The 20,503-nt window shown below is 65.6% G+C and carries 17 protein-coding genes; 10 read left to right on the plus strand and 7 right to left on the minus strand.

The window, feature by feature from the left end; translation table 11 throughout:
* Window positions 1-108 precede the first annotated feature (108 nt).
* The 8 genes from rbfA (at window position 109) to gyrA (ending at window position 10,215) form a co-directional block, all read left to right on the plus strand.
* On the plus strand, window positions 109-492 hold the full coding sequence (gene rbfA / locus QQA13_RS06950) for a 30S ribosome-binding factor RbfA (RefSeq protein WP_108471339.1): 384 nt from the start codon (window positions 109-111) through the stop codon (window positions 490-492).
* A gap of 27 nt (window positions 493-519) precedes the next feature.
* A complete protein-coding gene (gene truB, locus QQA13_RS06955; protein ID WP_108471338.1) occupies window positions 520-1,446 on the plus strand; it encodes a tRNA pseudouridine(55) synthase TruB in 927 nt (308 codons plus the stop codon).
* 168 nt (window positions 1,447-1,614) lie between these two features.
* Window positions 1,615-1,884, plus strand: coding sequence for a 30S ribosomal protein S15 (rpsO, locus tag QQA13_RS06960; RefSeq protein ID WP_007513234.1), 270 nt, complete (start codon window positions 1,615-1,617; stop codon window positions 1,882-1,884).
* A gap of 26 nt (window positions 1,885-1,910) precedes the next feature.
* Window positions 1,911-4,016, plus strand: a complete 2,106-nt coding sequence (gene pnp, locus QQA13_RS06965; RefSeq protein WP_108471337.1) for a polyribonucleotide nucleotidyltransferase — start codon at window positions 1,911-1,913, stop codon at window positions 4,014-4,016.
* A 123-nt stretch (window positions 4,017-4,139) separates the two neighbouring features.
* The gene (locus QQA13_RS06970; protein ID WP_108471336.1) at window positions 4,140-5,177 is read left to right on the plus strand and encodes a poly(R)-hydroxyalkanoic acid synthase subunit PhaE; all 1,038 of its coding nucleotides are present in this window, start codon (window positions 4,140-4,142) and stop codon (window positions 5,175-5,177) included.
* Between the two features lie 11 nt (window positions 5,178-5,188).
* Window positions 5,189-6,256, plus strand: a complete 1,068-nt coding sequence (locus tag QQA13_RS06975) for a class III poly(R)-hydroxyalkanoic acid synthase subunit PhaC (RefSeq protein ID WP_108471335.1) — start codon at window positions 5,189-5,191, stop codon at window positions 6,254-6,256.
* 52 nt (window positions 6,257-6,308) lie between these two features.
* Window positions 6,309-7,328, plus strand: coding sequence for an S-methyl-5-thioribose-1-phosphate isomerase (gene mtnA, locus QQA13_RS06980; RefSeq protein ID WP_108471334.1), 1,020 nt, complete (start codon window positions 6,309-6,311; stop codon window positions 7,326-7,328).
* A gap of 265 nt (window positions 7,329-7,593) precedes the next feature.
* Window positions 7,594-10,215, plus strand: coding sequence for a DNA gyrase subunit A (gene gyrA, locus QQA13_RS06985; protein ID WP_108471333.1), 2,622 nt, complete (start codon window positions 7,594-7,596; stop codon window positions 10,213-10,215).
* Between the two features lie 74 nt (window positions 10,216-10,289).
* Here the strand turns inward: gyrA and QQA13_RS06990 are convergent, their stop codons facing one another.
* Entirely contained in the window at window positions 10,290-10,772 is a 483-nt protein-coding gene (locus QQA13_RS06990) for a peroxiredoxin (RefSeq protein WP_108471332.1), read from the minus strand.
* 142 nt (window positions 10,773-10,914) lie between these two features.
* On the opposite strand from QQA13_RS06990, the gene QQA13_RS06995 reads away from it, so the two are divergent.
* Window positions 10,915-11,373, plus strand: a complete 459-nt coding sequence (locus tag QQA13_RS06995; protein ID WP_108471626.1) for an Hsp20/alpha crystallin family protein — start codon at window positions 10,915-10,917, stop codon at window positions 11,371-11,373.
* 96 nt (window positions 11,374-11,469) lie between these two features.
* Window positions 11,470-12,366: a DnaJ C-terminal domain-containing protein gene (locus tag QQA13_RS07000; RefSeq protein WP_108471331.1), complete on the plus strand. Its 897-nt coding sequence runs from the start codon at window positions 11,470-11,472 to the stop codon at window positions 12,364-12,366.
* Between the two features lie 76 nt (window positions 12,367-12,442).
* Here QQA13_RS07000 and pilH read toward each other — a convergent pair whose 3' ends face one another.
* From pilH to QQA13_RS07030, 6 genes are all read right to left on the minus strand, one after another.
* Window positions 12,443-12,808 carry a twitching motility response regulator PilH gene (gene pilH, locus QQA13_RS07005; RefSeq protein WP_008435575.1) on the minus strand — a complete coding sequence of 122 codons (366 nt, stop codon included), beginning with the start codon at window positions 12,806-12,808 and terminating at the stop codon, window positions 12,443-12,445.
* A 69-nt stretch (window positions 12,809-12,877) separates the two neighbouring features.
* Entirely contained in the window at window positions 12,878-13,876 is a 999-nt protein-coding gene (locus QQA13_RS07010) for an oxidoreductase (protein WP_108471625.1), read from the minus strand.
* Between the two features lie 17 nt (window positions 13,877-13,893).
* Window positions 13,894-14,490, minus strand: a complete 597-nt coding sequence (locus QQA13_RS07015) for a TIGR00730 family Rossman fold protein (RefSeq protein ID WP_108471330.1) — start codon at window positions 14,488-14,490, stop codon at window positions 13,894-13,896.
* 132 nt (window positions 14,491-14,622) lie between these two features.
* On the minus strand, window positions 14,623-16,047 hold the full coding sequence (gene lpdA / locus QQA13_RS07020) for a dihydrolipoyl dehydrogenase (RefSeq protein ID WP_108471329.1): 1,425 nt from the start codon (window positions 16,045-16,047) through the stop codon (window positions 14,623-14,625).
* A 142-nt stretch (window positions 16,048-16,189) separates the two neighbouring features.
* The gene (gene odhB / locus QQA13_RS07025; RefSeq protein WP_108471328.1) at window positions 16,190-17,392 is read right to left on the minus strand and encodes a 2-oxoglutarate dehydrogenase complex dihydrolipoyllysine-residue succinyltransferase; all 1,203 of its coding nucleotides are present in this window, start codon (window positions 17,390-17,392) and stop codon (window positions 16,190-16,192) included.
* A gap of 18 nt (window positions 17,393-17,410) precedes the next feature.
* Entirely contained in the window at window positions 17,411-20,254 is a 2,844-nt protein-coding gene (locus QQA13_RS07030; protein ID WP_108471327.1) for a 2-oxoglutarate dehydrogenase E1 component, read from the minus strand.
* Window positions 20,255-20,503: the final 249 nt, after the last annotated feature.

The raw sequence follows: 20,503 nt of genomic DNA on the forward strand, positions 1-20,503 counted from the left end.
GAGGGTTCACGGCCTGAGTGAAGCTTCATCAAGGTCGTGAACCCTCATCTGCCCCTTGCGGGGCACCTTCTCCCGAGGGGAGAAGGGAGTTGGTCCTTCGGAGTTTTTATGCCTTCCCGTGATTTCAAACGTACTGACCGCATCGGTGCCGAACTGCGCCGCGAGCTGGGCTTGCTGGTGCATGCGGCCGTGCGCGATCACGGTTTGCCGTCGACCAGTGTCTGTGACGTGGAAATCACCCGTGACCTGGACTGGGCCACGGTGTGGGTGACCACCATGCTGCCCGAGCAGGGACTGCCGGCGGTGAAGGCGCTCAACGAGATGAGCCATGAGATCCGCCATGCGCTGGCGCACAGCGGCATGCGCATGCGCCGGGTGCCGGAGCTGAAGTTCAAGTACGACGACTCGGTCGACAAGGGCGAGCGCATCGAATCGCTGCTGCGCCAGCAGGCACGCGACCTGGCGCCGCCGGACGGCGACAAGCAGGATTGAACCGTTGCCCTGGATGTTGCTGAACCGATGAGCCGACTGCCGCGCATCCCGTTCCGTGATCTGCACGGCATCGTGCTGCTCGACAAGCCGCTGGGCCTGAGTTCCAACCAGGCGCTGCAGGCCGTGCGCCGGTTGTTGCGTGCATCCAAGGGTGGCCACACCGGGGCGCTCGATCCGCTGGCCACTGGCCTGTTACCGCTGTGTTTCGGCGAGGCGACCAAGCTGGCCGGCAGCCTGCTGGGTGCGCGCAAGGCCTACCTGGCCGAATGTCGGCTCGGCATCACCACGGATACCGCCGACAGTGAAGGTGCAGTTGTTCGGCAGCGCCCGGTGCCGGAACTCGATGACGCCATGATCGAGGCGGCGCTGGCCAAATTGCGCGGCCACATCCTGCAGGTGCCGCCGGTGTATTCCGCGCTGAAACAGGGCGGCGAACGGCTTTATGCCAAGGCGCGCCGTGGCGAAACCGTCGAGATATCACCGCGCGAGGTGGATGTTTATCGACTCGAGTTGCTGGGGCGCACCGGCGACACGCTGCAATTGCTGGTGGAATGCGGCTCGGGTACCTACGTCCGTTCGCTGGCGCTGGACCTGGGCGAGGAGCTGGGATGCGGTGCCCACCTGACCGCGTTGCGCCGGATCTGGGTCGAGCCGTTCCGCGAGCCGCGGATGGTGACCCTGGCGCAGTTGGAGCAGGCGGCGGAGCAGGGCGACGGGGCCTTGCTGGCATGGTTGCTGCCGGTCTCCGCGGGGTTGTCCGACTTGCCGGTATTGCGCCTGGATGAGACGCAGAGCATGGCCATTTCACGTGGCCAGCAGATCGTCCTGCCGGGCCTGCCGGAAGCCGGGCGCTGCGTGGCGTACGCCAGCGATGGCGCGCTGCTGGCGCTGCTGGAACCCGATGCCGAAGGGCGTGCGCGCATCGTGCGCGGCTTCAACCTGCCGCCCGATTGACGAATTCACACGGAATAACCCGCTGCACACTTGTTGTAACACCGCTCCCATCAGTAGAATAGACAAGTTATTTCAACGCTTTCATTCAACTAGGCGAAGCTTGCGCTTGCGTCATCGCGATGATGCAAGCGCAAGCTTCGCATCGCCTTCTCAAGGAAACGTATACCCATGTCTCTTACCGCAGAACAGACCGGCAAGATCATTGCTGATTTCGGCCGCGTGCCGAACGACACCGGTTCGACCGAAGTCCAGGTGGCCCTGCTGTCCGCCCGCATCGACCACCTCACCGGCCACTTCAAGGAACACAAGCAGGATCACCACTCCCGCCGTGGCCTGCTGAAGCTGGTCAACCAGCGCAAGCGCCTGCTCAGCTATCTGAAGGATCGCGATCTTGCGCGCTATCAGACCCTGATCGAACGCCTCGGCCTGCGCCGTTAATCCACAGGACTGAGGAGAAGATCAACGTGGCAAAAGTAACCAAGTCATTCCAGTACGGTAATCACGAAGTCACACTGGAGACGGGCGAAATTGCCCGCCAGGCATCCGGTGCGGTCATGGCCAGCATGGGCGGCACCGTGGTGCTGGTCACCGCGGTCGCTGCGACCAAGCAGAAGGAAGGCCAGGATTTCTTCCCGCTCACCGTCGATTACGTCGAGAAGTTCTACTCCGCCGGCCGCATCCCGGGCGGCTTCTTCAAGCGCGAAGGCCGCCCGACCGAGAAGGAGACGCTGACCTCGCGCCTGATCGATCGCCCGGTGCGCCCGCTGTTCCCGGATGACTTCAAGAACGAAGTGCAGGTGATCGCCCAGGTCGTCTCGCTGAACCCGGAAGTGGACGGCGACATCGTGGCCCTGCTCGGCGCCTCTGCCGCGCTGAGCCTGGCCGGCATCCCGTTCAAGGGCCCGATCGGCGCCGCCCGCGTCGGTTATGCCAACGGCAAGTACCTGCTGAACCCGTCGCAGACCGAGCTGAAGACCTCCCAGCTGGACCTGGTCGTGGCCGGCACCGCCGGTGCTGTGCTGATGGTGGAATCCGAAGCACAGCTGCTGTCCGAGGACGTGATGCTCGGCGCGGTGATGTTCGGTCACCAGCAGATGCAGACCGCGATCCGCGCCATCGCCGAGCTGGCCACCGAAGCCGGCAAGCCGTCGTGGGACTGGAAGGCACCGGCGCGCAACGAGTCGCTGGTCGCTGCGGTCAAGGGCGCGGTCGGCGATCAGCTGGCCGCAGCATTCCAGGTGCGCGACAAGCTGGAGCGTCGCGACGCGATCTCCGCGATCAAGGCCGACGTGCTGGCTGGCCTCAAGGCGCAGGCCGAAGAGAACGGCTGGTCCACCGCCGCGATGGCCAAGGAATTCGAGGAACTCGAATACCACACCATGCGCGACAGCGTGCTGAGGACCAAGGTGCGCATCGACGGCCGCCAGCTCGACGACGTGCGCGCGATCACCGCCCGCGTCGGCGTGCTGCCGCGTACGCATGGTTCGGCGCTGTTCACCCGTGGCGAGACCCAGGCCCTGGTCGTCATCACGCTGGGCACCACGCGTGACGCGCAGATCATCGACGCGCCGGGTGGCGAGTCGAAGGATCCGTTCCTGTTCCACTACAACTTCCCCCCGTTCTCGGTGGGTGAAGCCGGCCGTTTCGGCGCGCCGAAGCGCCGCGAGATCGGTCACGGCCGCCTTGCCAAGCGTGGCGTGCAGGCGGTCAAGCCGAGCATCGAGGAATTCCCGTACGTGGTGCGCGTGGTCTCGGAAATCACCGAGTCCAACGGTTCCTCGTCGATGGCCTCGGTGTGCGGCTCCTCGCTGGCGATGATGGATGCCGGTGTGCCGTTGAAGGCGCCGGTGGCCGGTATCGCCATGGGCCTGGTCAAGGAAGGCAACGATTTCGTGGTGCTGTCCGACATCCTGGGCGACGAGGATCACCTCGGCGACATGGATTTCAAGGTGGCCGGCAGTGCCGATGGCATCTCCGCGCTGCAGATGGACATCAAGATCGACGGCATCACTGAGGAGATCATGAAGGTGGCGCTGGCCCAGGCCAAGCGTGGCCGCCTGCACATCCTCGGCGAAATGGGCAAGGCGCTCAGCACCGCCCGCACCGAGATGAGCGAGTTCGCTCCGCGCCTGATCACCATCAAGATCCACCCGGACAAGATCCGCGAAGTGATCGGCAAGGGCGGCGCCACCATCCGCTCGATCACCGAAGAGACCGGCACCACGATTGACATCAGCGATGACGGCACCATCATCATCGGCTCGGTCAATCGCGAGGCGGGTGAAGCGGCGAAGAAGCGCATCGAGCAGATCACTTCCGACGTCGAGCCGGGCCGCATCTACGAGGGCAAGGTCGCCAAGTTGATGGACTTCGGTGCGTTCGTGACGATCATGCCGGGCAAGGACGGTCTGGTGCACGTGTCGCAGATTTCCGACGAGCGCGTCGAGAAGGTTTCCGACAAGCTGAAGGAAGGCGACATCGTCAAGGTCAAGGTGCTCGAAGTCGACAAGCAGGGCCGTATCCGCCTGTCGATGAAGGCCGTGACCGAAGAAGAGCGCGCCGGCGTCTGAGTTCCCGGACAAGGCGATTCCACAAGGCCCGGCCCATGCCGGGCCTTGTGCGTTGTGGCGCCGATGATTTTGTGCAACAGGCTTTTGCTAGGATGCGGGGGAACCTTGCGCGAGGATGCACCGATGGCCGATCCGGCAAATGATTTCATCAGGGATTACCAGACGCTGACGCAGCAGTCGTGGGATGCCTGGACGCGTCAGTTCCAGCAGCCACCCGTGGCGAATCCGTTCGCGCCACCGCCGGCGCCGGTTGCGGGCAACGACACGCTGGAACGCACGCTGGCCGGATTGAAGGGCTATTTCGACTGGATGCAGGCGGCTGCCAGCGGTGGCACAGCCCAGCAGCCGAGCACGGACTGGCGCCAGCAACTGCAGCAGATGTTCGGCGGCGCCAGCCAGCCGTTTGCGCAGGCGTTTGGTGGGATCGACAGCGCCGGTGCGGAAGGCTTCGCGCGACAATGGCAATCTTGGATGCAGGCAGCCCGGCCCGGCGGTTTCGGCGACCTGCCGGGCGCGCACGGGCCGACGCCGGCGTTCGGTCTGAACCGCGAGCAGCAGATGCAGCAGCAGGCGCTGGCCACCGCGTTGCTGGAGTCGATGCAGGCGACCGCGCGCTATCAGGAGCTGATCCAGCGCGCCAACACGCAAGGCATGCAGCGCCTGCAGGACAAACTGGCCCGGCATGCCGAGCCGGGCCGCCAGATCGATTCGCTGAAGGGGCTGTACGACCTGTGGGTGGACGCCTCGGAGGAGGCCTATGCCGAGATCGCGCTGTCCGACGAGTTTCGCGAGGTCTACGGCGAGATGGTCAACACGCAAATGCGCGTGCGCCAGCTGCAGCAGCAGCAGACCGAGCAGCTTTGCCAGCAGCTGGGCGTGCCGACGCGCAGCGAGGTGTCGAGCCTCGGCGAACGGCTGCAGGCCCTGCGCCGCGAGTTCCGCGCCAGCCGGGCCGGTGCATCCACCGATCATGCCGACGAGATCATGGCGCTGCGCCGCGAGCTGGCTGCGCTGAAACGGCAAGTGGCCAATGGCCCGGTGGTGGCGAAGAAGGCTGTCCCGGCCAAGCCTTCGGTTGTCGCAAAGAAGACGGCAGCGGCGAAAGCGGTACGCAAGCCCGTCGTATCCAAGTCCAGCTCCAGCCCACGCAAGCGCAAGTAAGGAGACCAGCCATGCAAACGCCATTGCGCATCGACCCGGCCAGGGCGCTGGCCGACATCGCCACCTTCCAGCGCAAGCTCGCTGCCGGCATGGCGAATCTGCGCAACATGCGCGAGCCGGAATACGCCAGCACCCCGCGCGAACTGGTCTACAGCGAGGACAAGCTGAAAGTGTGGCATTTCACCGGCCACGGCAAGGCGACGTCGAAGACCCCGTTGCTGATCGTCTACGCGCTGGTCAACACGGTGTGGATGACCGACCTGCAGGCCGACCGTTCGATGGTGCGCAACCTGCTGGAGCAGGGCGAGGACGTATACCTGATCGACTGGGGCTATCCCGACGGCGCCGATCGCTGGCTGACCCTGGACGACTACATCAACGGCTACCTCGATCGCTGCGTTGATGCCGTGCGCGCGCGCCACGATCTGGATGCGATCAACCTGCTCGGCATCTGCCAGGGCGGCGCGTTCTCGCTGTGCTACACCGCGCTGCATCCGGACAAGGTGAAGAACCTGATCACCATGGTCACGCCGGTGGACTTCCACACGCCGGACAACATGTTGTCGCACTGGTGCCGCGGCATGGACGTGGACCTGTTCGTCGACACCATGGGCAACATCCCCGCCGGGCTGATGAACTACGTCTACCTCACGCTGAAGCCGCTGCGGCTGAACCAGCAGAAATACATCGGCATGGTCGATATCCTCGACAACCCCGCCGAGCTGGAGAACTTCCTGCGCATGGAGCGCTGGATCTTCGATTCGCCCGACCAGGCTGGTGAGGCATTCCGCCAGTTCATCAAGGACTTCTACCAGGGCAACAAGCTGGTCAAGGGCACGCTCGAGATCGGCGGCAAGCCGGTGGATCTCGGCATGGTGACGCAGCCGGTGCTGAACATCTTCGCCGAGCAGGATCATCTGGTGCCGCCCGATGCGTCACGCGCGCTGGGCAAGCACGTCGGCAGCACCGACTACACCCAGCTCGCGTTCAAGGGCGGCCACATCGGCATCTATGTGTCCGGACGCGCGCAGCGCGAGGTGCCACCGGCGATCCACCAGTGGTTGCACCAGCGCGACTGAGCCGTCCTTGCCTGCCGTGTGAAATATGCACGCGGCAGGCGATAATGGACGGATGAGCGCATCAGCTGATACCCACGATTCCATTCGCGCCGTGCAGTGGCAGGGCGATCATCTGCGCCTGCTCGACCAGCGCCTGCTGCCTAGCGAGGAATGCTGGATCGACTGTCGCGACGCGGCCCAGGTGACCCAGGCGATCCGCGACCTGGCCGTGCGTGGCGCACCGGCGATCGGCATTGCCGCCGCGTGGGGTGTGGCGATGGCCTCGCAGCAGGGTGCCTCGCTGGAACCGGTGCTGGCGACGTTGCGTGCAGCGCGGCCGACCGCGGTGAACCTGATGTGGGCGCTGGACCGGATGAAGAAACGCATCGCGGCCGGCGCCGACCCCGACGCGCTGCTGCGTGAAGCGCAGGCGATCCAGAACGAGGACCTGGCCGCGAACCGCCGCATGGGTGAACTGGGCGCCGCGTTGATCGCCCCCGGCTCGGGCGTGCTGACCCACTGCAACACTGGCTCGCTGGCCACCGCCGGTTACGGCACCGCGTTGGGCGTGATCCGCGCCGGCGTGGCGGCGAAGCGCATCGCGCGGGTGTACGCCGGCGAGACCCGACCGTGGCAACAAGGTGCCCGATTGACCATGTGGGAGCTGGTGCGCGACGGCATCCCGGCGCAGCTGATCGCCGACTCCGCCGCCGCACATCTGATGAAGTCCGGTGCCGTGCAATGGGTGATCGTCGGCGCCGACCGCATCGCCGCGAACGGCGACACCGCGAACAAAATCGGCACCTATCAGCTGGCGATCGCGGCGAAGTACCACGGCGTGAAGTTCATGGTGGTGGCGCCATCCTCCACCGTCGACATGGCCACCGGCAGCGGCGAGGAAATCGAGATCGAGCTGCGCGATCCGGCCGAGTTGCTCAGCATCGCCGGCCACCGCACCGTGGTCGAAGGGGCGCAGGCGTGGAACCCGGTGTTCGACGTGGCGCCGGCGGAATTGATCGATGCGATCGTCACCGAGCGTGGCGTGATCGAGCGGCCGAACAGCATGGCGATGCAGGCCATGTTCGGGCGCTGAAGCCATCGCATCGGGCCCGCGGTTTGCGCGTGGTGGCGTCTCTTCCAGCCAATCGGCGCTCGCCACATGGGTCAGTTTCGCGACGGTCTGCGCGAAGCTTTCCGGGCGCTTTGATATGCCGCTGCAAGCCATTGATTAATAAAGATTAAATCCTGTCTTTTTGATGCCGTTCGTGGTACACTCACGGGGTTGATTTCGGGTCGCTTGCGCATGCGCTTGGGGCGCGGTGCCAGCGTCCTTTTTTCGTTATCAGGGAAGCCGATTGATGGCAGAGCTCGCCAAAGAAGTGATTCGCGTCAACATCGAAGACGAGATGCGCCAGAGCTACCTCGACTACGCCATGAGCGTGATCGTGGGCCGCGCACTTCCGGATGTCCGCGACGGTCTGAAACCCGTGCATCGCCGCGTGCTGTTCGCGATGAACGAACTGGGCAACGTATACAACAAGCCATACAAGAAGTCGGCCCGCGTGGTCGGTGACGTGATCGGTAAGTACCATCCGCACGGCGACCAGTCGGTGTATGACGCGATCGTGCGCCTGGCGCAGCCGTTCTCGCTGCGCTACATGCTGGTCGACGGCCAGGGCAACTTCGGCTCGGTCGACGGTGACAGCGCCGCCGCGATGCGTTACACCGAGGTGCGCATGTCGCGGCTCAGCCACGAGCTGCTGGCCGACATCGACAAGGAAACCGTCGACTTCGGCCCGAACTACGACGAGAGCGAGCACGAGCCGCTGGTGCTGCCCACGCGCGTGCCGAACCTGCTGGTGAACGGTTCGGCCGGCATCGCCGTGGGCATGGCCACCAACATCCCGCCGCACAACCTCAACGAGGTGATCGCGGCGACGATCGCGCTGATCGACGAGCCCGCGCTGTCGATCGACGAGCTGATGCACTACATCCCGGGTCCGGATTTCCCGACCTACGGCATCATCAACGGCTCGTCCGGCATCATCGAGGCGTACCGCACCGGTCGCGGCCGCATCCTGGTGCGTGCCAAGGCCGAGATCGAGACCGAGCCGAACGGCCGCGAGACGATCATCGTCCACGAGCTGCCGTACCAGGTGAACAAGGCGCGGCTGATCGAGAAGATCGCCGAGCTGGTCAAGGAGAAGAAGCTCGAAGGCATCAGCGAGCTGCGCGACGAATCCGACAAGGACGGCATGCGCGTCGTCATCGAGATCCGCAAGGACGCGATGGGCGACGTGGTGCTGAACAACCTGTTCCAGCAGACCCAGCTGCAGGTGACCTTCGGCATCAACATGGTGGCCCTGCTGGACGGCCAGCCGAAGCTGCTCAATCTCAAGGACATCCTCGAGGCGTTCATCCGCCACCGCCGCGAGGTGGTCACCCGCCGCACCATCTTCGAACTGCGCAAGGCTCGCGCCCGTGCGCACATCCTCGAAGGCCTGACTGTCGCGCTGGCCAACATCGACGAGATGATCGAGCTGATCAAGACCTCGGCATCGCCGGCCGAGGCGCGCGAGCGCATGGTTTCGCGGCGCTGGGAGGCTGGCCTGGTGCGGGCCTTGTTGTCCGCCACCGGTGCCGACGCATCGCGGCCGGAGGACATGGATCCGCGCGATGGGCTGAAGGCCGACGGCTACCAGCTGTCCGAGGCGCAGGCACTGGAAATCCTGGCGATGCGTCTGCATCGCCTGACCGGACTGGAGCAGGAAAAGCTTTCCGACGAATACCGGCAGATCCTGGAGACCATCCGTGGCCTGATCGATATCCTGGAGAACCCCGAACGCCTGCTGCAGGTGATCCGCGAGGAACTGGAGGCGATCAAGGCCGAGTTCGGCGATGCCCGCCGCACCGAGATCCAGCATTCGCAGGAAGACCTCAACGTACTCGACCTGATCGCGCCGGAAGACGTCGTGGTCACGCTGTCGCATACGGGCTACATCAAGCGCCAGCCGGCCAGCACGTACCGCGCGCAGAAGCGCGGCGGCAAGGGGCGTTCGGCGTCGGCGCTGAAGGACGAGGATGTCGTCGAGCAGCTGTGGGTGGTCAACACGCACGACACCCTGCTGACCTTCACCAGCACCGGCCGCGTCTACTGGCTCAAGGTCTACCAGATGCCGGAAGCGGGTCCCGGCGCGCGCGGCAAGCCAATCATCAACCTGCTGCCGCTGGGCGAGGGCGAGAAGGTGCAGGCGGTGTTGCCGGTACGCGAATACACCGACGATCGCTTCGTGTTCTTCGCGACGAAGCACGGCACGGTCAAGAAGACCCCGCTGACCGAGTTCGCCTTCCAGCTGCAGAAGGGCAAGCTAGCCATCAAGCTCAGCGACGGCGACGCGCTGGTCAACGTGGAACTGACCGACGGCAACAGCGACATCCTGCTGTTCGCCTCCAATGGCAAGGTCAACCGCTTCGACGAGAACACCGTGCGCTCGATGGGCCGCACCGCCACCGGCGTGCGCGGCATGCGACTGGCCGAAGGCGCCCACGTGGTGTCGCTGATCGTGGCAGCGGAGGGCGACATCCTTACCGCGACGGAACGCGGCTACGGCAAGCGCACCCAGCTGGCCGAGTTCACCAAGAAGGGTCGTGGTACGCAGGGCGTGATCGGCATCCAGTGCTCCGAGCGCAATGGCGCGTTGGTCGGCGCGGTGCAGGTCACCGAAGCACATGAGCTGATGCTGATCTCCGACCAGGGCACCCTGGTGCGCACGCGCGTGGCGGAAGTCTCGCAGCTCGGCCGCAACACCCAGGGCGTCACCCTGATCCGCCTGCCGGCCGACGAAACCCTGGTCAGCGTGATGCGGCTGGAGGCCGAAGAGGACAACGGCGAGGATGCCGAGGTCGTCAATGCCCATGCACCCGCTGATGGCGGCGGTTCCAGTGATGTGGAGCCGGCAGGGGCAGGCAGCGACGAATGAGCTCGACACACGCCTGAATCGGAAAACCCCGGCGATGCCGGGGTTTTTCGTTGCCGGCCCCGGCCCGGGCTGCCTCAGCGGGCGATGGCTGCCAGCATTGCCTCGGCACTGGAAACGCGCAGCTCGCCGGGGGACTCGACCTGCAGCAGGCGCACCACGCCGTCTTCCGCGTAGAGCGCAAAACGCCGCGTGCGCAGGCCCATGCCGAAAGCCGTGCCGTCCAGTTCCAGCCCCAGCGCGCGGGTGAAGCTGGCGTTGCCGTCGGCCAGCATCAGCAGGCCCGGGGGGACCTGCTGGGTGCGGGCCCAGGCCTGCATCACGTAGGCATCGTTGACCGCCAGGCACATCACCTTCACCCCGGCTTCGTGGAAGTCGGCGTAGCGTTGCACGTAGCCCGGAAGATGCCGGCTGGAACACGTTGGCGTGAAGGCGCCGGGGACGGCGAACAGCACCACGCGGCTTCCGGCAAACAGTTCGCCGGTCCGGCAGGGGCGGATCTCCTCGCTGACCGCCGACAGCTCGACATCCGGCAGCGACTGGCCGATTTGAATGGTCATGGTGACGACTTCCCGGGTAGATGATGCCGCCATGCTAACGCTGCGGGAGGAAGCTTGTCGCCTTGAATCGGGAGCCATGAAAACCCACTTCCCGGACAGGCGGCGTTGAGCCGCAAACCCCCACCGACGAGGAGATATGAGCATGAATCTGAGTCACAATTTCCCCTGGAATCCGGCCAGCCCGGCCAACATCGGTGACATCCGCGAGGCGTTCGATCGCCTGCTTGGCAACCCGGCCGAGGCGGACCAGTCCAACGTGGTGACCAGCCAGTGGGCGCCGCGCGTGGACATCAAGGAAGAGGACCGGCGTTTCGTGATCTACGCGGACATTCCTGGCGTGGACCCGGGGAAGATCGAGGTGAGCATGGAGAAGGGCATCCTCACCATCAAGGGTGAACGTACCGTGGAGAACCGCGAGCAGAACGGCAAGTTCACCCGGCTGGAGCGTTCGCACGGCCTGTTCTATCGCCGCTTCGCACTGCCCGACAGCGCCGATGCCGATGGCATCACCGCGCATGGCAAGGATGGCGTGCTGGAAATCGTCATTCCGAAGAAGGCGGAGACCACGCCGCGCCGCATCACCATCAATACCGGCAACTGAAACATTTCCGCGAGTCTTGCGCGGGCGACCTGCCGCGGACAATGATCCGCGGCAGGTCGTCGCGTGTGGAAGAAATTGAATCGGCGGGAGTGGTGTGTGGAATTCAAAGATTATTACGAGATCCTGGGTGTGAAGCCCGAGGCGAGCGAGGCCGAGATCAAGGCGGCGTATCGCAAGCTGGCGCGCAAGTACCATCCGGACAAGAACAAGGAAGCCGGCGCCGAGGAGAAATTCAAGGCGGTCAACGAGGCCAACGAAGTGCTCAAGGACGCCGAGAAGCGGCGTTCATACGACCAGTTGCGTGCCGGCGGCTACCGCGAAGGCGAGCAGTTCCGCCCGCCACCGGGCTGGCAGGGGCAGCAGGGCTTTGGCGGTGGCGACGATGGCGACTTCAGCGATTTCTTCGAGAGCCTGTTCGGCCGTGGGGCAGCGCAGGGCCATCGTGGCCAGCCGCGGCCGCGTCGCGGTCGCGACGTGCAGGCCTCGGTGCAGATTGACCTGCAGACCGCGTTCGACGGCGGCCGCACGCGGCTGGCGATGCATGACCCGGCCGGCGGCGAGCGCGTGCTGGAAGTGAAGATCCCGGCCGGGATCCAGCCGGGCCAGGTGATTCGCCTGTCCGGCCAGGGCCAGGGTGGCATGGCCGGTGGGCCGAACGGCGACCTGCTGCTGGAAGTGGGCATCCGCGACGACGCGCGCTTCCGCCTGGACGGTCGCAACGTGGTGCACGTGCTGCCGATCGCGCCGTGGGAAGCGGCGCTGGGCGCCACCGTGCCGGTGCCGACGCTGGCCGGGACGGTGGACCTGCGCATTCCAGCCGGCTCGCAGTCGGGACGCAAGCTGCGCCTGAAGGGGCGCGGCATGCCCGGTGCGCATCCGGGCGATCAGCTGGTGGAGTTGTCGATTCGTGCACCGGCGGCGGAAAACGACGAACAGCGGGCTGCCTATGAAGCGTTGCGCAAGGAGTTCGGGGATTTCGATCCGCGCCGCTGAGTCATGTGGCCCGCTCAAACAAAAACGGCGCCTGCGGGCGCCGTTTTTTCGTGAACCTGTACAGACGGGAATCAGATCAACCCGGCAGGAACTCCTGCAGCGCCTTGAGCAGTTCCTCTTCCTTGATCGGCTTGGTCACGTAGGCCTTGGCGCCCTGGCGCATACCCCAGACCCGGTCCGTCTCCTGGTCCTTGGTGGTCACCAGGATGATCGGGATGTGTGCGGTCTCGGCGTTCTTGCTGATCGTGCGGGTAGCCTGGAAACCGTTGAGGTTGGGCATGACTACGTCCATCAGGATCAGGTCGGGCTTTTCCGCCTTGGCCACTTCCACGCCCGCGGCACCGTCTTCGGCCGAAAGGGTTTCATGCCCGAGTTTTTCGACGATCCGCTTGATGCCAAGCAGTTGTGACGGGGAGTCGTCGACGATCAGGATGCGTGCCATAAGGTGATAGTCCCCTGCGAGTTTCGTTGATTCTAAGCCGTGGTGATGCTACTTCCAAGCGCGGTTTCGTCAAACCGTGCTTTCGATGCGCACCAGGGTGCGTCCGAACGAGTCGCCAGCGAGCATGCGCGCAAACACGCCGGGCAGTTCATCGAGGCCCACCTCGCGGGTGGCGATGCGCTCCAGGTGTTGCGGTTTCCAGTCACTGGCGAGGTGTTGCCAGATGCTCTCGCGCAGGTCGCGCGCGGTGCCGGCCGAAGCGATCCCGAGCAGGCTGGCGCCGCGGATGATGAACGGCATCACCGTGCTGTCGAAGGCGATGCCGCCGGCGTTGCCGCAGATCGCCACGTTGCCGTACGGATTGATCAGCGGCAGCAGGCCGCTGAGCATGCTGCCGCCGACGTTGTCCAGCGCGCCGCCGAATCGGGCCGAGTCCATCGGCTTGCCGCTGAAGGCGAGCTGGTGGCGGTCGATGCATTCACTGGCGCCGAGGCCGCGCAGGAAATCGAAGTGATCGGCCTTGCCGCTGATCGCGTGCACTTCGTAGCCGGCGCGGCTGAAGATGTCGATCGCCAGCATGCCGACGCCACCGCTGGCGCCGGTCACCGCGACCGGGCCCAGCGCAGGTGTCTGCCGGTTGTCCTGCATGCGCAGCAGCGCAAGTGCCGCGGTGAAACCGGCGGTGCCGATGATCATGCTTTCGCGCAGGCTCAGGCCTGCCGGCAGCGGGATGGTCCAGCGCGCGTCGAGCCGGGCGTACTCGCCATAGCCGCCGTCGCGCGTCTCGGACAGGCCGCTGCCGGTGCACAACACCGCGTCATCTTCCCGAAAGGCGGGATCGGTCGAGGCGACCACATGGCCGGCCACGTCGATGCCGCCGTTGAGCGGGTAGGTGCGCAGGATCCGGCCCTTGCCGGTGCCGGCCAGTGCGTCCTTGTAGTTGACCGAAGAATACGCAGCCTTGACCAGCACTTCGCCCGGCGACAGCGCCTCGGTGTCCATGGTCTCGATACCGGTACGGTAGCCGGCGTCGTCGTTGTGGATGCGGAAAGCACGGAAACGGGGCATTTTGATCTCCTGCGAGTTCAGGCGTCGACGCTGCGGGAGGAAATCCATTTGGGCGTGTAGCTGCCTTCATAGCCCTGCATCCAGCCGAACAGCGCGGCGATGTCGTCGCCGAACCAGATGCTGTCGCGCTGCGCCGCCTTCACGAAGGACTCGTCGACCATGTGCTCCATCAGCGTGCGCAGATCGCGGTAATAGCCGCGCACGTCGAGGAAGGCGCAGGGATAGCGATGCAGGCCCAGTTGCGCCCAGGTCAGCATCTCGAACATCTCGTCCATGGTGCCGAAGCCACCGGGCAGGGCGACGAAGGCATCGGACAACTCGTACATGCGCGTCTTGCGCTGGTGCATGGTCTCGACCACCACCAGTTCAGTGAGGCCCGGGTGGGCCACCTCGAGTTCCACCAGCTGGCGCGGGATGACCCCGACCACCTTGCCGCCGCCGGCGAGCACGGCGTCGGCCACCACGCCCATCAAGCCGACATTGCCGCCGCCGTAAACCAGGGCGATGCCACGCCGGGCCATTTCGGTACCGAAGGCGCGGGCCTGTTCGGCGTACTCGGGATGCCGGCCGCTGTTGGAGCCGCAGTAGACGCAGATGGCGGTGGGTTGGGGCATGGCGATGTCGGTTTGGTCAGGGCAAAAAAACAGGAGAGCACCGTGTCAATTTGTCGCTTTTCGGTTTTGCCGAAAACGACGTGGCCCGCCCATGTCGCCAGGAGCGGGCCATGTTGGCTGAGCACCGGGCGATCAGTTGCCCTTGTGGATGGAGCGCTTGTCAACCGACAGCGCGGCCTCGTGCACGGCTTCCGACAGCGTCGGGTGGGCGTGGACGATGCGGGCCAGGTCCTCGGACGAGCCCTTGAACTCCATCGCCACCACGCACTCGGCGATCAGCTCGGACACGCCCGGGCCCACCATGTGCACGCCGAGGATGCGATCGGTCTCGGCGTGGGCGAGCATCTTCACCTGGCCGATGGCCTCGTTCATCGCCACGGCGCGGCCGATCGCGGCAAACGGGAAGCTGCCGACCCTGTACGGGATGCCGGTGTCCTTCAGTTCCTTTTCGGTCTTGCCGGCCCAGGCGATTTCCGGTTCGGTGTAGATCACCCACGGAATCGTGTCGAAGTTGACGTGGCCAGCCTTGCCGGCGATCCACTCGGCCACCGCCACGCCTTCCTCGGAGCCCTTGTGCGCCAGCATCGGGCCGCGCACGGCGTCGCCGATCGCCCACACGCCATCGACGCCGGTGTGGTTGTGCTCGTCGACCACGATGCGGCCGCGCTCGTCCAGCTTCACGCCGGTGTCGTCGGCCAGCAGACCGGTGGTGTAGGCACGGCGGCCCACGGCGACCAGCAACTTGTCGACCACGAGCTGCTGCTCGCCGTCCTTGTCGGTATAGGTGAGGTGCACGCCGTCCTTCTTCACCTCAGCCTTGTTGAGCTTGGCGTTGAGCTTGATGTTCAGACCCTGCTTGGCGAATTCCTTGGCGGCGACCTTGGCCACATCGGCGTCGGCGACAGCGAGGAATTCCGGCAGCGCCTCGATGATGGTGACTTCGGAACCCAGGCGCTTCCACACGCTGCCCAGTTCCAGGCCGATCACGCCGGCGCCGATCACGCCCAGGCGCTTCGGCACCTCGGTGAAGTCCAGCGCGCCGGCGTTGTCGACGATTGCCTTGCCGTCGAACTTGGCGAACGGCAGTTCGATCGGAATGGAGCCGGAGGCCAGGATCACGTTGGTGGCGCTGATCGTCTGCTTGCTGCCGTCTGTGGCGGTGATCTCTACCGAGTTGCCCTTCAACAGCTTGCCGGTACCGAAGAACGGCGTGACCTTGTTCGCCTTGAACAGCTGGGCGATGCCGCCGGTGAACTGCTTGACGATCTTGTCCTTGCGGCCGATGAACGTGCCCATGTCGACCTTGGCGTCGCCCACGCTGATGCCGTGCACCGGCAGGTTATGCGCGATGTTCCAGAACTGGCGCGAGGAATCCAGCAGCGCCTTGGACGGGATGCAGCCCACGTTGAGGCAGGTGCCGCCCAGTGCCGGCTTGCCGTCCTTGCCGGTGAACGCGTCGACGCAGGCCGTCTTCAGGCCCAGCTGCGCGGCGCGGATCGCGGCCACGTAGCCGGCCGGGCCGGCACCGATGATGATGACATCGTATTTGTCGCTCATGGTTTTCCTCTTTGCTCTTTCCTTCTCCCGCCGGGAGAAGGTGGCGCGAAGCGCCGGATGAGGGTACGGGCGGAGCGAGATGTTGCGGTATCACCGAACCCTCACCCCAACCCCTCTCCCGGCGGGAGAGGGGTTCAAGCGGTTACAGCCCCAACAGCATGCGCTGCGGATTCTCCAGCTGGTTCTTGATGTCGACCAGGAACAGCACCGCGTCCTTGCCGTCGATGATGCGGTGGTCGTAGCTGATCGCGATGTACATCATCGGCGCGGCGATGATCTGGCCGTTCTCGACGATGGCGCGTTCCTTGATCGTGTGCATGCCCAGGATCGCGCTCTGCGGCGGGTTGACGATCGGGGTGGACAGCAGCGAGCCGAAGGTGCCGCCATTGGTGATGGTGAACGTGCCGCCCTGCAGGTCGTCCAGCGATAGCTTGTTGGCGCGCGCCTTGGTGGCGTAGTCGGCGATGCCCTTCTCGACGTCGGCGAAGCTCATGTCCTGCACGTCGCGCAGCACCGGCGTGACCAGGCCCTTGTCGGTGGACACGGCGATCGAGATGTCCTGGTAGCCGTGATAGATCACGTCGTTGCCGTCGACCGAGGCGTTGACGAACGGGTAGCGCTTCAGCGCCTCGGCAGCGGCCTTGACGAAGAAGCTCATGAAGCCGAGCTTGACGCCGTGTTCCTTCTGGAACGCGTCGCCAAGGGCTTTGCGCATCTTCACCACTTCGGCCAGGTTCACTTCGTTGAACGAGGTGAGCATGGCGATCGAGTTCTTCGACTGCATCAGGCGCTCGGCGATGCGCGCGCGCATGCGGGTCATCGGCACGCGCTCTTCCGGACGCGAACCCGGGGTCGGCTTCGCCGCCGGCGCGGCGGGAGCCGCGGCAGGACGCGAGCCGGCGTTGACCACGTCTTCCTTGATGATGCGGCCGTCGCGGCCGGTACCGGCGATGGCGGAGGTGTCGACCTTGTTTTCGGTGGCGACGCGCTGCGCGGCGGGAGAAAGCTCGGCGGCCGACTTCGACGCGGCGGGGGCGGGCGCTGCAGCCGCGGGTGCGGACGCCGGAGCGGCGGCAGCTGGAGCCGGAGCCGGAGCCGCGGCCACGGCGCCTTCCTCGATGATCGCGATGATCTGCTCGCTGTTCACCGTGTCGCCGACCTGGTGGCGGATTTCCTTCAGCACGCCGTCGACCGGCGAGGGTACTTCCAGCACCACCTTGTCGGTTTCGAGGTCGACCAGGTTCTCGTCGCGCTTCACCGCGTCGCCGGCCTGCTTGTGCCAGCTGGCGATGGTGGCGTCGGAGACGGACTCGGGCAGGACGGGGACTTTGAGTTCGATGGACATAACGATCCTTGGGTGTCTTTATTCTGCAGAGTGGTCAGTGCCGACCGGCGCGGCGAGCGCCTGTTCGACGAGTGCTGCCTGTTCGGCGACGTGGGTGTTGTGGTGACCGGCAGCCGGTGCCGGCGAGCGCGCGCGTCCCGCGTACGAGAGACTGTGCTTGCTGCCGATGCAGGCCTGCAGGTGGTGGCGAATCTGGAACCAGGCGCCCTGGTTCATCGGCTCTTCCTGGCACCAGATCACTTCCTTGGCGGAAGGATACTTGTCCAGTTCGGCGCCGACTTCGACACGCGGGAACGGATACAACTGTTCGACACGCACGATCGCGACGTCGGCCAGAGCACGCTTCTCGGCTTCCTCCAGCAGGTCGTAGTAGACCTTGCCGGAGCACAGCACCACGCGCTTGACCTTCTTCGCGGCCAGCTGGCGGTGCTCGCCGATCACCAGCTGGAAGCTGCCGTTGGCCAGCTCGTCCAGCGTGGACACCGCCAGCTTGTGGCGCAGCAGCGACTTCGGCGTCATCACGATCAGCGGCTTGCGTGCGGCGCGCAGCATCTGCCGGCGGATCATGTGGAAATCCTGCGCCGGCGTGGTCGGCACGCAGACCTGCATGTTGTCCATCGCGCACAGCTGCAGGAAGCGCTCGAGGCGCGCGGAGGAGTGCTCCGGGCCCTGGCCTTCATAGCCGTGCGGCAGCAGCAGCACCAGGCCGCACAGGCGGTTCCACTTCGCCTCGCCGGAGCTGATGAACTGGTCGATCACCACCTGCGCGCCGTTGGCGAAATCGCCGAACTGGGCTTCCCAGATGTTGAGCGTGTCCGGGTCGGTGGTGGAGTGGCCGTACTCGAACGCCATCACCGCCTCTTCGCTGAGCAGCGAGTCGATCACCTCGACGTCGGCGCCCGGGCGCACCGTGGCCAGCGGCATGTAGGTGTGGCCGTCCTTCTGGTCGTGCAGTACCGCATGGCGATGGAAGAACGTGCCGCGGCCGGAATCCTGGCCGACCAGGCGCATGTCGTGGCCGGCGTCGACGAGGGTGGCGTAGGCCAGGTTCTCGGCGAAGCCCCAGTCGGCCGGCAGCTCGCCCGCGGCCATCTTGCGGCGGTCGTCGTAGATCTTCGCCACCCGGGCCTGCAGGGTGAGGCCGGCCGGCAGGGTGAGGATCTGGCTGGAGAGCTCCTGCAGCCGCTGCTTCGGCACCGTGGTGTCGGTCGGCGTGGACAGCTTGCCGCCGAGGAAACGGGCCCAGTCGACGTGGCCGTCGCGGGTTGGCGCGTCGTTGTCCAGCTCGGTCATCGGCGCGCCGGCTTCCAGACGGTCGCGGTAGGCCTCGAACTGTTTCTGCGCGTCGCCCTCGGCCAGCACGCCTTCCTTCACCAGCTGCTGCTGGTACAGGTCGCGCGCGGTCGGGCGCTTGCGGATGATCTGGTACATCACCGGCTGGGTGGCGGCCGGTTCGTCGGCCTCGTTGTGGCCGTGGCGGCGGTAGCAGACCAGGTCGATCACCACGTCCTTGCGGAACGTCTTGCGGAATTCATAGGCAAGCCGGGTCACCAGGATCACAGCTTCGGGATCATCGCCGTTCACGTGCAGCACCGGCGCGTTGACCATCTTGGCCAGGTCGGTGCAGTACATGGTGGAACGCGCGTCCTGCGGGTTGGAGGTGGTGAAGCCGACCTGATTGTTGATCACGATGTGCAGGCTGCCGCCGATGCGGAAGCCGCGCGCCTGCGACATGTTGAACAGCTCCATGTTCACGCCCTGGCCGGCCAGCGCGGCGTCGCCGTGGATCAGCACGGCCATCGACTGCGTGTGCGCGGTGTCGCGGCGGCGGGTCTGGCGCGCGTGCACCGAGCCGGTCACCACCGGGTTGACGATCTCCAGGTGCGACGGGTTGAACGCCAGCGCCACGTGCACGCCGCCCTTGGGCGTCTTGACGTCGGCGGAGAAGCCCATGTGGTACTTCACGTCGCCGGAATGGGCCGGGTCGTCGGGGTGCTCGAACTTGCCCTCGAATTCGTCGAACAGCGTCTTCGGCGGCTTGCCCAGGATGTTGACCAGCATGTTGAGGCGGCCGCGGTGGGCCATGCCGATCACCAGTTCCTTGATGCCATTGTCGCCGGCGGCACGCACCACGTCGTCGATCATCGGGATCAGGCTGTCGCCGCCTTCCAGCGAGAAGCGCTTCTGGCCCACGTATTTCGTGTGCAGGTAGCGCTCCAGCCCCTCGGCCGCGGTGAGGCCGTCCAGCACGCGCTGCTTGCCCGCCTTGTCCAGGCCGCTCTGGCCGGCCGCCTGTTCGAGCCGGCTGTAGATCCAGTTGCGTTGCTCGTGGTTGCTGATGTGCATGAACTCGGCGCCGATCGTGCTGGCGTAGGTCTTCTGCAAGCGGGCCAGCAGTTCGCGCAGTTTCAGGCGCTGGCCGCCGCCGGCGTAGTTGCCGGTGTCGAATTCGGTGTCGAGATCGGCGTCGGAAAGGCCGTGGAAGGCGAGGCCGAGGTCCGGCGCCGGCATCTTCTCGGTCAAGCCGAGTGGGTCGAGCTCGGCGGCAAGGTGGCCGCGCGAGCGGTAGGCGGTGAGCAGGCGCAACACGCCGGCCTGCTTGCGTGCGTGCTCGTCGCTGACCGGCGCGGCGGTGGCGCCGTTGTGGCGCTGCTTCTGCGCCGCCTCGATGCGCGCGATGGCCGAGGCGTGGGAGACGTCTCCCGACTCGCGGCCCTTGAAGGTTGCAAAGTAACTGGCCCATTCGGCCGGTATCGACGAAGCGTCGGCCAGCCAGGCGTCGTAGAGCGATTCGACGTAATCGGCGTTGCCGCCAGCGAGTTGGGAGGATTCGAAGAACTCGCGGATCAGGTTTGTAGTCACGTCACCACCGGCAGGGAAGGGATGCTTGCGGCCATCCGCGTGACCTTTGAGGTCGCGGCTTCCGTCCGGTTTTCAAGCCCGGCAGGCCGCTTGTACGGATGACTGGGGAGAATCCCGACGATTATAGCCTTTGGCTGCTGCGACGCGGCAACCCGCAGGCCGCCCGGAATGGCCATTTGGCCCGCCTGTCCGACGATGGTCTAACACGCTTTTCGCCGCAGGCAGCGCTTCCATGCGATTTGCCGTGCT

This window comes from Rhodanobacter thiooxydans (assembly GCF_030291135.1).
Taxonomy (GTDB): Bacteria; Pseudomonadota; Gammaproteobacteria; order Xanthomonadales; family Rhodanobacteraceae; genus Rhodanobacter; species Rhodanobacter thiooxydans_A.

Coding starts and splice junctions, on each gene's coding strand:
- rbfA (WP_108471339.1), top strand. CDS start 109: ATGCCTTCCCGTGATTTCAAACGTACTGACCGCATCGGTGCCGAACTG.
- truB (WP_108471338.1), top strand. CDS start 520: ATGAGCCGACTGCCGCGCATCCCGTTCCGTGATCTGCACGGCATCGTG.
- rpsO (WP_007513234.1), top strand. CDS start 1,615: ATGTCTCTTACCGCAGAACAGACCGGCAAGATCATTGCTGATTTCGGC.
- QQA13_RS06970 (WP_108471336.1), top strand. CDS start 4,140: ATGGCCGATCCGGCAAATGATTTCATCAGGGATTACCAGACGCTGACG.
- pilH (WP_008435575.1), bottom strand. CDS start 12,808: ATGGCACGCATCCTGATCGTCGACGACTCCCCGTCACAACTGCTTGGC.
- QQA13_RS06990 (WP_108471332.1), bottom strand. CDS start 10,772: ATGACCATTCAAATCGGCCAGTCGCTGCCGGATGTCGAGCTGTCGGCG.
- QQA13_RS07010 (WP_108471625.1), bottom strand. CDS start 13,876: ATGCCCCGTTTCCGTGCTTTCCGCATCCACAACGACGACGCCGGCTAC.
- mtnA (WP_108471334.1), top strand. CDS start 6,309: ATGAGCGCATCAGCTGATACCCACGATTCCATTCGCGCCGTGCAGTGG.
- QQA13_RS06995 (WP_108471626.1), top strand. CDS start 10,915: ATGAATCTGAGTCACAATTTCCCCTGGAATCCGGCCAGCCCGGCCAAC.
- QQA13_RS07015 (WP_108471330.1), bottom strand. CDS start 14,490: ATGCCCCAACCCACCGCCATCTGCGTCTACTGCGGCTCCAACAGCGGC.
- odhB (WP_108471328.1), bottom strand. CDS start 17,392: ATGTCCATCGAACTCAAAGTCCCCGTCCTGCCCGAGTCCGTCTCCGAC.
- gyrA (WP_108471333.1), top strand. CDS start 7,594: ATGGCAGAGCTCGCCAAAGAAGTGATTCGCGTCAACATCGAAGACGAG.
- lpdA (WP_108471329.1), bottom strand. CDS start 16,047: ATGAGCGACAAATACGATGTCATCATCATCGGTGCCGGCCCGGCCGGC.
- QQA13_RS06975 (WP_108471335.1), top strand. CDS start 5,189: ATGCAAACGCCATTGCGCATCGACCCGGCCAGGGCGCTGGCCGACATC.